The organism is Neobacillus niacini (assembly GCF_000759675.1).
Lineage (GTDB): Bacteria > Bacillota > Bacilli > Bacillales > Cytobacillaceae > Neobacillus > Neobacillus niacini_A.
Genome location: NZ_BAWM01000139.1, coordinates 107943 through 120089, shown reverse-complemented (window position 1 = coordinate 120089; position 12147 = coordinate 107943). Strand labels below are relative to the sequence as shown.

Annotated in this window: 13 protein-coding genes; 5 read left to right on the top strand and 8 right to left on the bottom strand. The window is 37.4% G+C overall.

Annotated features, from left to right (window positions below):
* The 5 genes from TR08_RS25760 to TR08_RS25740 form a co-directional block, all read right to left on the bottom strand.
* On the bottom strand, window positions 1-753 hold the full coding sequence (locus TR08_RS25760; RefSeq protein ID WP_045523131.1) for a thiamine pyrophosphate-dependent enzyme: 753 nt from the start codon (window positions 751-753) through the stop codon (window positions 1-3).
* The gene (locus tag TR08_RS25755; RefSeq protein WP_045523129.1) at window positions 750-1814 is read right to left on the bottom strand and encodes a 3-methyl-2-oxobutanoate dehydrogenase subunit VorB; all 1065 of its coding nucleotides are present in this window, start codon (window positions 1812-1814) and stop codon (window positions 750-752) included. Before TR08_RS25755 ends, TR08_RS25760 begins: the two co-directional genes overlap by 4 nt.
* A gap of 18 nt (window positions 1815-1832) precedes the next feature.
* Entirely contained in the window at window positions 1833-2063 is a 231-nt protein-coding gene (locus TR08_RS25750; protein ID WP_045523127.1) for a 4Fe-4S dicluster domain-containing protein, read from the bottom strand.
* A gap of 13 nt (window positions 2064-2076) precedes the next feature.
* On the bottom strand, window positions 2077-2754 hold the full coding sequence (locus TR08_RS25745) for a hypothetical protein (protein WP_045523125.1): 678 nt from the start codon (window positions 2752-2754) through the stop codon (window positions 2077-2079).
* A 140-nt stretch (window positions 2755-2894) separates the two neighbouring features.
* Window positions 2895-3215 carry a hypothetical protein gene (locus TR08_RS25740; protein WP_045523123.1) on the bottom strand — a complete coding sequence of 107 codons (321 nt, stop codon included), beginning with the start codon at window positions 3213-3215 and terminating at the stop codon, window positions 2895-2897.
* A gap of 201 nt (window positions 3216-3416) precedes the next feature.
* Here TR08_RS25740 and TR08_RS25735 point away from each other — a divergent pair, with 201 nt between their 5' ends.
* Window positions 3417-4538 (top strand): metallophosphoesterase, encoded by a 1122-nt coding sequence (locus TR08_RS25735; protein ID WP_052427635.1) that lies wholly within the window; start codon window positions 3417-3419, stop codon window positions 4536-4538.
* A gap of 65 nt (window positions 4539-4603) precedes the next feature.
* Here the strand turns inward: TR08_RS25735 and fabF are convergent, their stop codons facing one another.
* A complete protein-coding gene (gene fabF, locus TR08_RS25730; RefSeq protein ID WP_045523121.1) occupies window positions 4604-5845 on the bottom strand; it encodes a beta-ketoacyl-ACP synthase II in 1242 nt (413 codons plus the stop codon).
* Window positions 5846-6497: 652 nt separating this feature from the next.
* Here fabF and TR08_RS25725 point away from each other — a divergent pair.
* Window positions 6498-7508: a DUF1646 family protein gene (locus TR08_RS25725; protein WP_045523119.1), complete on the top strand. Its 1011-nt coding sequence runs from the start codon at window positions 6498-6500 to the stop codon at window positions 7506-7508.
* A gap of 63 nt (window positions 7509-7571) precedes the next feature.
* Here TR08_RS25725 and TR08_RS25720 read toward each other — a convergent pair whose 3' ends face one another.
* The gene (locus tag TR08_RS25720; RefSeq protein WP_052427634.1) at window positions 7572-8600 is read right to left on the bottom strand and encodes a GGDEF domain-containing protein; all 1029 of its coding nucleotides are present in this window, start codon (window positions 8598-8600) and stop codon (window positions 7572-7574) included.
* 171 nt (window positions 8601-8771) lie between these two features.
* Between TR08_RS25720 and TR08_RS25715 the strand changes: the two genes are divergently transcribed.
* Both TR08_RS25715 and TR08_RS25710 read left to right on the top strand, forming a co-directional pair.
* Window positions 8772-9602 carry an aldo/keto reductase gene (locus TR08_RS25715; protein WP_045523117.1) on the top strand — a complete coding sequence of 277 codons (831 nt, stop codon included), beginning with the start codon at window positions 8772-8774 and terminating at the stop codon, window positions 9600-9602.
* 232 nt (window positions 9603-9834) lie between these two features.
* Entirely contained in the window at window positions 9835-10497 is a 663-nt protein-coding gene (locus TR08_RS25710; RefSeq protein ID WP_045523115.1) for an FMN-dependent NADH-azoreductase, read from the top strand.
* A gap of 34 nt (window positions 10498-10531) precedes the next feature.
* Here TR08_RS25710 and TR08_RS34220 read toward each other — a convergent pair whose 3' ends face one another.
* Window positions 10532-10729 (bottom strand): hypothetical protein, encoded by a 198-nt coding sequence (locus TR08_RS34220; protein WP_045523113.1) that lies wholly within the window; start codon window positions 10727-10729, stop codon window positions 10532-10534.
* A gap of 117 nt (window positions 10730-10846) precedes the next feature.
* On the opposite strand from TR08_RS34220, the gene TR08_RS25700 reads away from it, so the two are divergent.
* Window positions 10847-12103: a sensor histidine kinase gene (locus TR08_RS25700; RefSeq protein WP_045523110.1), complete on the top strand. Its 1257-nt coding sequence runs from the start codon at window positions 10847-10849 to the stop codon at window positions 12101-12103.
* Window positions 12104-12147 lie beyond the last annotated feature (44 nt).

Below are 12147 nucleotides of genomic sequence, written 5' to 3'. Positions count from 1 at the left end.
TTAATTCCCTCCCTCTTTATTCTTATAAACTCCGAGAGGATAAACAGGGAGCATGTTTTCTTTCACCCAATCAAGTGACTCATTTGGATCTAATCCCCAGTTTGTTGGACAGGTAGATAATATTTCTATCATCGAAAAGCCAAGACCTTTTTTCTGAGTTTCAAATGCTGTTCGAATAGCTCGTTTTGTTTTTTGAATATGTGGAACATCATGTGTAGAAACCCTCTCAATATAGGCGGTTCCATCTAGAGTTGCCAGCATTTCACAGACTTTTATCGGCGAGCCCTGAATACTTTCATCGCGTCCAAAGGGTGTAGTAGCTGTTTTTTGTCCAATCAAGGTAGTCGGTGCCATCTGTCCGCCTGTCATTCCATAGATCGCATTATTTACGAAGATGACCGTAATTTTTTCCCCTCTGGCAGCTGCATGAATAACTTCACTAATTCCAATGGAGGCAAGGTCTCCATCTCCCTGATAAGTGAAAACAAATCTGTCAGGCAATACCCTCTTCACACCTGTAGCGACGGCTGGTGCACGACCGTGTGCTGCTTGTGTCATATCACAATTAAAGTATTCATACGATAAAACCGAACACCCTACAGAGGCAACCCCAATCGTATCTTCTAAAATATCCATTTCTTCCAAAACCTCACCGACAAGCCGGTGGATGACACCATGTGTACAGCCAGGACAATAATGAGTAGGGTTATCGGTCAAACCGTTCGTTTTTTTAAAAACTGTTTTCATCGTCATACCGAAATTCCCCCTGTTACAGTCAGTATCTTTTGATAAATTTCTTCCTGTGTTGGTACCACTCCGCCTGTCCGTCCGTAAAAGTCCACATCTGCATGGCCGTTAACAGCTAATCTTACATCTTCCACCATCTGCCCGGCACTCATTTCTACGGAAATATATCCTTTTACTCGATCTCTCGTTTCTAAAAACGGTTTTTCAGGGAATGGCCACAGCGAAATCGGACGGATTAATCCTACTTTTAAACCTTGCTGTCTTGCTTTATTAATGGCATTCATCGTAAGTCGAGCAACCGTTCCAAAAGCAACCATAATATAGTCAGCATCATCCGTTTTATAGGTTTCGTAGCGAACCTCGTTTTCTTTTATTCTTGCAAACTTGTTTTGCAATGCTTCGTTACGAGTTTCTAGCGCTTCTGCATTAAGCTCAAGCGAGGTGATAATCTTAGGCTGACCGTCTCCGCGGGTTCCGGTAGTTGCCCAATTCTTTTCTGGAAGTTCAGATTCAGTCCGCTCACCAAACTCTACTGGCTCCATCATTTGCCCAAGCATTCCATCCCCCATAAGAATGACAGGTGTCCGGTAGCGGTCTGCGATGTCAAATGCTTCACTTGTTAATTCGACTATTTCTTGTAAAGAGGCGGGTGCTAACACAGGGATATTATAGTCCCCATGACCACCGCCTTTTGTTACCTGGAAGTAATCAGACTGTGCAGGCTGGATATTTCCTAACCCCGGACCGCCACGTACAACGTTTACTACAACTGCTGGAAGCTCTGAACCTACTAAATAGGAAATCCCCTCTTGTTTTAAACTGAATCCTGGGCTTGAGGATGAAGTCATTACCCTTACTCCTGTCCCAGCAGCACCATAAACCATATTGATCGCAGCGATTTCACTTTCTGCCTGCAGGAATAATCCGCCAACCTCTGGAAGTCTTCTCGCCATGTATGCTACAAGCTCACTTTGAGGTGTAATCGGGTAGCCAAAAAAGTATTTACAGCCTGCCTGGACCGCTGCTTCCGCGATGACTTCATTACCCTTCATTAATACTTTTCCCATACATAAGCCCCTTTCAAATTAAACAGTTTCCAATACCTTTACTTGTCTGTACACCGAAACGACCGAATCCGGGCATATTTGTGCACATTTTGCACAACTAATGCAATTGTCCTGATCGATTACAGCTGCTGGACGATAGCCTTTTCCATTTAAATAGTCTGCTAGAAAAATAACATTTGTTGGACATACCTGAACACAAAGCCCGCAAGATTTACAATTATCCTCTTTAAAGACAACGTTCTTCTCCACCTGAATTCAACTCCTATCCTTCCCAAGGTAATTTCATAAAGCGTTTGATAAACATTACCGGATGACTTTTGGCAAAATACGTAGCATCTTTTTCTAAATCAACAGAGATAGTTGTATATAGTAGTGGTATCGAAAGCATGTCAGAAAGACTGCTGCTTAATTCATAACCGTTATGTATATCTTCCATGCTCGTTTCAAACCCAATGTTGGAATTGTTAATAATGCCCGTTACCTTTAACCGAGCAGCTTTTTCAATTTGTTCAATCGTATCCCTCGCTCCTTCTAGCGTGCTAACATATGGACGGTTTGCATTTAAGACAAATAAAAGCTCAGGTTCTAATTCCTTCCACTCATGATAATATTGCCCCAATGCTTTTGCTCCGTCTTTGTCACCACCTGCGTCTATAATCACTCTGTAGCGATTATCATGTAAAACTCGGTAGATTTCACCTGATACAATTGGTAAATCAGAGGTTGCCAAGCGGTTAGTTGGAGCGATTAATTCTATATTCTGTTGTTGAAAAAGATCGGAAACATCTCTTGACCGAAAGTAGGGGTTAATTATATCTAAATCGTTAATAGCTGTTTTCTCATGTATCTTTTTTTCATTCAATGCAAGATTTATAGCAACCTCTGTCTTTCCACTTCCAAAGTGACCTGTTAGGATTGTAATTCTATTATTTCTTTCCATACGAACGAACACCTCCTTACAGAGATTCCTGTAAGCGTTTACACTATAATACTTTCCTTTATTATAAAGTAACTTATCACAAACCTGCGTTGACCAATGTCACAGGAGAGCAAAGAAAAAAGAAGTTCAATGAACTTCTTTTATGACATAAATGAAATAATAACTTTTTGAGGAACATCGATCTCATTTTCATTTTTTGTTTTCAGACGTCCACACGAAGGCATTTCAAATGAGAAGTCCTCCACCTTTGAAGGAATAATACCTTCTTGCTTTAATTGTTCAAACACGAGCTGCATCCCATCTTCAGTCGGAAGGGTTTCTTCCGATCCCTCCACTTGAAAACACTCAACACAGGTTTCAATAATATTTTCAGAAATTTGTTCCTCTGCAAATACTAATTTTGCTCCGGCAATCTTCTCTACTTCCATATTTTCCAACTCAATGATTGTTGTAATATTCATATATCAGAACCTCCACGATTTGTCTCTTTTATTATAAGTAATCTCCCTAAAAGATTTTTTTGAAACACTCTTTATTCACTTTTTATTCATATGTTTTTGACAATTTTTTGTCACATTTAAGAATCTTTTTAAATGTATCAACGGATACAAATTGCCAAATAATAACACATAATAAGAAGTTTAGAGGAGGCTGACATATTTATGAACAATAAAAAGTTATTCCTTTTACTCTTCATTAGCACGATTATATGGTCTCAATTCCCATCTATGATGTTTGCAGAAGAAAACAGCACAGTGAACAACAATGGAATAATCAATTTGCGAATCCTTGAGACGACTGACCTCCATGCTGCTTTAGTAAATTATGATTATTATCAGACTAAAACGGACAATAATATTGGGCTTGTAAAAACAGCAAGTCTTATTCATCAAGCAAGAAGCGAAGTAGTCAATTCCTTATTGTTTGATGATGGGGATCATTTAAAAGGGAATCCGCTAGGTGAATACTTAGTAAGAATACGAGGGATTCAAAAGGGGAAAACACATCCAGTTTACCGTGCTTTTAATTATTTAAAGTATGATGCGATAACAATTGGAAATCATGAATTTAATTATGGTCTAAAGTTTTTAAACACTGTTCTTAAGGGAGTGAAAATGCCAGTTGTAAATGCAAATGTTTATTCCGTTAAAAGGAATAAACCATATTTCAAACCTTATGTTATTTTAAAGAGAAGTGTTGTTGATAAGCAAGGTCTTGAACATCAATTGAATATTGGTGTAATTGGATTTTTGCCTCCGCAAATTATGAGATGGGACAAGGCAAATTTAGAGGGAAAAGTGATTGCTCGACCAATTGTTGAAACAGCAAGGGAATTCGTGCCTATTATGAAGAGAGAAGGTGCTGATATTATTATCGCACTCGCTCATACTGGAATAGACAGTGAACCCTATCATCCTGAAACGGAAAATGCAGTTTATTACCTTAGTGAGATTCCAGAAATTGATGCGATCTTAGCTGGACACTCTCATAGCGTATTTCCAGGACCCACCTATAAAGATTTACCTATGGTAAACATTGACGAAGGAAAAATCAAAGGAAAACCTGTTGTAATGGCAGGTGCCTTTGGCAGCCGTCTTGGTATTATTGATCTTGAGCTTGAGGTTAAAGATGGAAAGTGGAAAGTGTTAAACAGTACATCATTTACTAGATCGATTGCAGATGAATATGGAAATCCTCTTGTGAAGACTGATAAAAAATTATTTAGGCTAATTAAACCAGAACACCAGGAAACCGTCGATTTCTTAAAAAAACTTGGTTTATAGCAATATAAATCAATGAAAAATAAGCAGAAGCATAATAAAAATTATGCTTCTGCCGCTTGCTAGTTTTATTCGGTGAATTTTTTAAAAATCAAAGTGGCATTATGACCGCCAAATCCTAATGAGTTGGATAAAACCACTTGAACATCCTTCATCTTTGCCTCGTTGGGGACATAATCTAAATCCAGTTGTTCATCAGGGGTTTGATAATTGATGGTTGGCGGTATGATTCCATCCTTGATTGCTAAAAGAGAAAAAATGGCCTCTATTGCCCCAGTTGCACCTAACAAGTGACCGGTCATTGATTTCGTGGAACTGACAGATAATTTATAGGCATGTTCTTTGAAAACTTCTTTGATGGCTAACGTTTCATACAAATCATTATAATGGGTGGAAGTGCCATGAGCGTTGATATAGTCAACTTGTTCAGGGGTAATTCCAGCATCAGCTAATGCTAATTTCATTGCTCTTCCTGCCCCTTCTCCTTCTGGTGCAGGAGTCGTAATATGATGGGCATCACCAGTAGCTCCATAACCTACTAATTCTCCATAAATGGCAGCACCACGAGCTAATGCGTGTTCTAATTCTTCTAATACCACAATCCCTGCGCCTTCTCCAATGACAAATCCATCACGATTTTTATCAAATGGCCTGCTTGCGGTGTTCGGGTCTGGATTTTTTGAAAGTGCGGTCATATTTGAAAATCCCGCGACCGTCATCCCGGTTATTGTTGCTTCCGTTCCGCCAGCAATCATCACATCCACGTCCCCTTTTTGAATCACGCGGAATGCATCACCAATGGAATTGGCACCGGACGCACATGCAGTAACTGAACAATTGTTGATTCCTTTTGCACCAAGTGAAATTGATACTTGTCCTGCCGCCATATCGGGAATAAACATGGGTATCGTAAACGGATTTACCCTTCTTTGCCCTTTTTCAATAAATTTCCGATGTTGTTCCTCGAATTCAGCTAAACCGCCAATTCCTGACCCAATCCAAACTCCAACCCGTTCCGGTTGAATCCCCTCTCCAATTTGGATCCCAGCATCCTTAACAGCCATTTGACTTGCTGCAATAGCAAAGTGGCTATAACGCCCCATCCTTCTGGCTTCTTTTTTATCCATAAACTCTTCTGGCGAAAAGCCTTTAACTTCTGCTGCAATCTTGACGTCAACCTTTTCTACATCAAAAAGGGTTGCGGGGCCAATACCGGAAACACCACTCTTAATCTGCCCCCATGATGTATGAGCATCATTCCCCAAAGGAGTGACTGCTCCAACACCTGTAATCACTACTCTTTTATTCATTCAATGCTCACTCCTAAATATATTTTCGGATGATTCTTACACTCTTCCTATAGTTTAACGAATTCAGAGTGGCCGGACAAATTAATTATTCCTGCACGGCACTATCTCCTTCACTAGCATACAACAAAAAACGATAGGTTGCCCTATCGTTCATCCTATTCTACTGTAAAGTAACTCTTGTTTTAAAAATAGCCGCTATATGAGGGATGAGTTTCTTGAAGCAGAGATCAAAGTGATGGGTAGATTTGTGAACGGAAAAACCACCAGAAATTTCCATCACAAATGGTAAATCGCAGTGGGTCAGAATCTAGTAATCCAACAATTTCATTTTCTTTTGAGAACTTATTTAAGAGCGGTTTTATAAACATCTCTAATGCCCGATTACAGACACCTCAGATAACATACTTTTTCATACAAAAAGTCCTCCAACTTTTAATAAAGGCATATTTACTTGCCCTCATTTTATATGAAATCGTTTTCTAACATAATGGTGGATCTTTAGTCTTTTGTGTAAATATCTAAGATAATTTAGTTATAGGTTTAATAATATAATTTATAAATAACTCAATATTCCGTTAAAATCCTTCCGAAAAAGTTTATAATAGATTTATAGTTTTTTCATTAAACAAAAAAGATAAGGGATTTGGTATGAATGATTGGATTAGTAATTATTTTAATTTTGGTTTTATTTTTACCTTTTTCAGTAAAAAAGGTCGAACACAATCTAGAGATTTTTTTATTTGTTATGGGTATTGCAGCAGCCTCGATTAGTGGCATGATGAATCCCCACTTAATCGAAAGGGCTCTGGTTGATCCTATTAATATTACTCTAGCTGTCTTGATCGCGGGATTAATCTGTAAATGGGGGCAGGTTCAGCTGGAAAAATCAATACTATGGTTGAACAGATTACTATCTCCTAGGATTTTCTTCGGATTAACCGTTATCATTTTAGGACTGGCTTCAAGCATTATTACTGCTATCATCGCAGCGATTGTACTCGTTATTATCATTAATGTCCTCCCACTCGACCGTAAATCTGAAATTCGCTTTACTGTTTTAGCTTGTTTTTCGATTGGGCTTGGTGCAGCCCTCACCCCAATTGGTGAGCCTTTAGCAACGATTACAATTAGTAAGTTAAATGAAGACTTTTTTTATCTCTTGAAATTAATTGGTCCAGAAGTTATTCCAGCGGTAGTACTCTTTGGTATATTGACAATCTTTTTAGTTAAACCCCAAGAGAGCACTGACGGTTTGACGGCTGAACAAAAAGTAGAAAGCTATAAAGAAATTTTGATTCGATCCGCTAAAATTTACTTGTTTGTAATGGGATTAACCTTCCTTGGACATGGATTTGAACCATTAATAAATGAGTATATTCTTGGACTTCACCCAATGTTGTTATATTGGATTAATATGATATCAGCTATTTTAGATAATGCTACCCTTGCAGCAGCCGAAATTAGTCCGGCAATGGATCAAGCAACCATCCAGGCTGTTTTAATGGGTCTAATCATTAGTGGTGGTATGCTAATACCTGGAAATATCCCAAATATTATCGCAGCAGGAAAACTCAACATTACAAGTAAAGAATGGGCAAGTTTTGGGGTTCCCGTCGGTCTTATTACCATGGCAGTTTATTTTGTTATTTTGTTTCTTATTTAATAAGATTTTTATAAAAGAAATAAGAAAGAATCGAATTCACTCAAAAGTGGTGCCGATTCTTTCTTATTTTGTCAGCATATTCATGCGGAAAACAGCTTTCTCCTTCATCAAGGGTGTAAACAAGGAATAGCAGTTTCTTCCCTGCTCTTTAGAATGATACATGGCAAGGTCTGCATTTTTAATTAAAGTTTCCATATCCTCACCATGAATGGGATGCAAACTGATGCCGATACTTGGCGAAATCGTAAACTTTTGTCCGTAAATATAAAACGGCTCGTTCATAACTTTTATGATTTCTTCGCTCAACTCAAATGTCTCGCCTGCTGATAGTAATTGGGGAATAAAAATCATAAATTCATCTCCGCCTAATCTCGCTAAAACTGTATCCTCTCTAATTACTTCTCTTAATCTTCTAGCAACAGATTGCAATAATTGATCTCCTGCTTCATGTCCCAAGCTATCATTAATCACTTTGAAATGGTCTAAATCCAGCAATAGAACGCCCTTCATCATCCTATTGTTATCACTGCTAGACTTATCATTTTTAAGGCAGGATTTAATAAACCAGCGGTTAGGCAAACCCGTCAAGGCATCATGGTAAGCCATATGGGCAATCTTCTCTTCTGCATTTTTTAGATCCGTGATATCCAAACCAAATCCGAGTAAATAGTCTTTTCTTGATTCTTCAAGATGGATAATCGTTTTCCCAGTGAGCATATGACCTTTTTTGCCTTGAAATTCTATTACGACCTCATTCGTTTGAAGGGTACGCTTCTTCCAGACTTCCAGGTCGATTTCACGCTGTCTCTCAGCTATTGACTTTGGAAAAAAATCATAAACCGTTTTCCCTACAAGGTCTCCCTCATTTACACCATGGGCTTTACAAACCTGTTCATTTGCAAATATTGTTCGACCTTCAGGATCCTCTAAGAAAATATTAATCGGTAAAGCATCTAGAATCTTCGAATGTAAGGATTCATGCAAGCGAAGTCTCTTTAAGAGCTGTCTTTCTCTCTCTTCTAGTTCATCCACTTTTTTTCGTAATATCTCTAATTCACTTTCATTAATAATTTTGGAATTTTGTAGATTCATAATTAATTCCGCCTTTTAGGATCAAATCTTCTTCTAGTTCTAGCTTAATCATATTGTATTACTGATTAACTTTCATAAAGATTTCTAACAATTTAATGAAAATAATTTCAAATTTGCAAATTTTTATGAGAAAATACTAATTGGTTCAAATTTGAAGCTGGAGGGATTATAATGCCATCAAGTTTACGTGATACCACAACATTACATAATGGAGTAAAAATGCCATGGTTTGGTTTAGGCGTTTTTAAAGTAAAAGAAGGCGAAGAGGTAGTCAGCTCTGTTAAAGCAGCCATAAAAAATGGCTATATTAGTATAGATACTGCTGCTGTTTATAAAAATGAAGAAGGCGTAGGTCAGGCAATTAAAGAATCTGGTGTAGCCCGGGAAGAGTTATTTATTACTACAAAGGTATGGAACGCTGACCAAGGGTACGACTCTACACTTCAGGCCTTCGAAACCAGTCTTGGTAAATTGGGGTTGGATTATATTGACTTATATTTAATTCATTGGCCAGTAAAAGGGAAATATAATGACACCTGGAAAGCGCTCGAAAAGCTATATAGAGATGGACGTGTCCGTGCCATCGGAGTTAGTAACTTTCATGTTCATCATTTAGAGGATTTATTGAGTCATGCTGAGATCAAACCGATGGTGAATCAAATTGAATATCATCCACACCTCACTCAAAAAGAAGTACATGATTTCTGTAAAAAAGAAGGAATTCAGCTGGAAGCATGGTCCCCTCTAAAACAGGGAGTATTATTAAAAGACCCTACAATTAATGAAATTGCAGAAAAACATAATAAGTCAGCAGCTCAAATCATTTTGCGCTGGGATTTACAAAACGAAGTTGTTACCATCCCAAAATCTACAAATGAAAATCGTATCATTGAAAATGCCGACATTTTTGATTTTGAATTAACCCCAGAGGAAATGCAAAGAATCAATGATTTAAACAAAAACGACCGCATAGGCTCAGACCCTGACAATTTTAACTTCTAATTACGAACCTTCCATTGGAATAATGGAAGGTTTTTTATTTTGGCTGTGTTAAAGCACATTCTTGATTTTGAACCTTGTTTGGAGCGGAAATCAACAGGCCAGTTTAACACAGCCTTATTTTTATTAATCGACACTTAATGTTCAATAATTTCACTTATTCTACAAAATTGGGTGAAGTTATTTCCTTATAATAGTATTAATGAGGTTTATTAAAAGGAATGGATGTGTTGAAGTGAGAAAATTATTATATATTACAGCAAATCCTAAAGGACTAGAGAAATCAAAAGGTCTGCAAGTCGGCGAGGCTTTTATCAACACGATTATAGAAGAATGCCCGGAAATGGAAATAAAAACAATCGACTTATTTACTTTAGATATTGCTCACATGGATGCTGAATTAGTGTCTGCAAGAGGTAAATTAGCGGGATATGGTTATACATTAGATCAATTAACCGATGTTGAGCGCGAGAAAATTCTTAAAATGCATGCACTTGCTGATGAATTCCTTTCTTATGACTACTATGTTTTCGTCTCACCAATTTGGAACTTAAGTTCTCCAGCGGTGTTAAAAGCGTATTTAGATAATCTGTTTATAGCAGGAAAAACATTTAGCCATACAGCTAATGGTCCAAAAGGACTCCTTACTGGTAAAAAAGCAATTCATATCAATACCCGCGGTGGTCTATACACAGGAACGCCAATGATGGAGTTAGAATGTGGAGATCGTTATTTAAGAATTGCACTTAACTTCCTTGGTATTGAGGTAATGGACACCATTATTGCAGAAGCTTTAGACCTTTACCCGCAAAAGGTACCAGAAATTGTTGAAAAAGCGAAGAAAGAAGCAATTCAAGCGGCGAAGGAAATGATAAAATCACCAATTTTACTATCATAGCAAGAAAAGCTTCCTTTAAGAGGAAGCTTTTTCTCTAGCCAAAACGATAATAAATCAGAAGGAGGGTTGCCAGTATCGGAATTGCCTCAATGATTCCTAGTCCGGAATCGAAACCAAAAGATTTAATACATTTAGCTGATACTTCTTTGTATACCTCGAAAACTAAAGGAAGAAATACCATTTCAACTCCATAAATATAAAACGGAAGGAATTTAACCCTTCCGTTCTTCATATTTCTACATTTTCCTTCTTTTTTCATGCCTTTATTCAAAATAATTAGTAAATTTAGTTGTAATAATACGAAGATAAATGTAAAATTTTCCTATAAGCCTTTTGGATGGTGAAATAGATGGAAATCACAAAACACCTTTTCTTAAATCTTTCCATTTTAATTATATTGCTCCTCTTTTGCTTAATTTGGCTTGATCGAAGCAGAAAATTTAATATTTCCAAAACCGCAATCATTATCATTTTTATCCTTTTGTTATGGATATGTCTTCAATTTTCCTACAGTCCAGTTTCATTTGCGCGATACGATTTGCGGATAATTCCAATCGTCATTGGCGGTTTATATCTTGGAATCGGACTTATACTTGTAGCCGTAATGCTAATCATTAGACTCTTTTATGGCTTTGACTCAGGTTTGATTGGAACCCTCCTGCTTTATGTCCCTCTCGCTATTGCATTTTTTCGCTTATCACCTTGGTTTTGGAAACAATCTTCCGACCGGCGAATCTCCATAGCGATTTGTTTAGGAATAATACTTGGAATCCTTACGACAGGAGCGGAATTTATTAATTATACGGGCAGCCCTTGGTTTGATGTTTTGTTTGCCTATTTGGTGATCCCCCCGCTGGGTATTGGTCTTATTGCCTATTCAATTGAATATATCAAAAAAAGTGTAGAACTAAATCATCAATTAATTAAAGTAGAGAAACTAAAGGCAGTCGAACAAATGGGTGCAGCCATATCCCATGAAATTCGGAATCCGCTGACTGCTGCCAGCGGGTTTGTCCAGTTACTTAATGATGAGTATCTACCAAGACATAAACGTAAAGAATATCTCTCGATTGTAAAGGAAGAACTTAATTCTGCCGAAAGAGTAATTCAGGATTACTTGACATTTGCCAAACCATCCTTAGTCTCAATCGAAGAACTTAATGTTAAAAATGAACTAAAGCAAATCATTAGTATCCTAACTCCAATTGCAAATCAAAATTCTGTTGAAATTATCACTGATTTTTCAGTGATTGGATTCATTAAAGGTGATAGACAACGATTCCGCCAATGCTTTATTAATATTCTCAAAAATGCTGTTGAGGCAATGCCGAATGGTGGTCAGCTATATATTGAAACTCATTTTAGTCAAGATTATGTCACTATTTGTATCAGGGATACAGGAATAGGGATGACTTCAGAACAACTTGAACGACTCGGTGAACCATATTATTCAACAAAAGGAAAGAACGGTACAGGGCTTGGTATGATGGTGGTTTATAGTATCGTACGTGCTATGAATGGTTTTATTCGAGTGGAAAGTGAAATCGAGGCTGGCACAACATTTTACATTAAATTTCCAACTATTACCTCACTTAAGAAAAAATGAAATTTATTATGCAAAGAAGAAATCGACAGGCATTGTACCTGTCG

Excerpts from the sequence above, each read along its gene's own strand:
- TR08_RS25745 (WP_045523125.1), bottom strand. The coding sequence starts at position 2,754 with ATGGAAAGAAATAATAGAATTACAATCCTAACAGGTCACTTTGGAAGT.
- TR08_RS34220 (WP_045523113.1), bottom strand. The coding sequence starts at position 10,729 with ATGAAGAACGGAAGGGTTAAATTCCTTCCGTTTTATATTTATGGAGTT.
- TR08_RS25740 (WP_045523123.1), bottom strand. The coding sequence starts at position 3,215 with ATGAATATTACAACAATCATTGAGTTGGAAAATATGGAAGTAGAGAAG.
- TR08_RS25720 (WP_052427634.1), bottom strand. The coding sequence starts at position 8,600 with ATGAATCTACAAAATTCCAAAATTATTAATGAAAGTGAATTAGAGATA.
- TR08_RS25735 (WP_052427635.1), top strand. The coding sequence starts at position 3,417 with ATGAACAATAAAAAGTTATTCCTTTTACTCTTCATTAGCACGATTATA.
- TR08_RS25760 (WP_045523131.1), bottom strand. The coding sequence starts at position 753 with ATGACGATGAAAACAGTTTTTAAAAAAACGAACGGTTTGACCGATAAC.
- TR08_RS25725 (WP_045523119.1), top strand. The coding sequence starts at position 6,498 with ATGATTGGATTAGTAATTATTTTAATTTTGGTTTTATTTTTACCTTTT.
- fabF (WP_045523121.1), bottom strand. The coding sequence starts at position 5,845 with ATGAATAAAAGAGTAGTGATTACAGGTGTTGGAGCAGTCACTCCTTTG.
- TR08_RS25700 (WP_045523110.1), top strand. The coding sequence starts at position 10,847 with ATGGAAATCACAAAACACCTTTTCTTAAATCTTTCCATTTTAATTATA.
- TR08_RS25715 (WP_045523117.1), top strand. The coding sequence starts at position 8,772 with ATGCCATCAAGTTTACGTGATACCACAACATTACATAATGGAGTAAAA.
- TR08_RS25755 (WP_045523129.1), bottom strand. The coding sequence starts at position 1,814 with ATGGGAAAAGTATTAATGAAGGGTAATGAAGTCATCGCGGAAGCAGCG.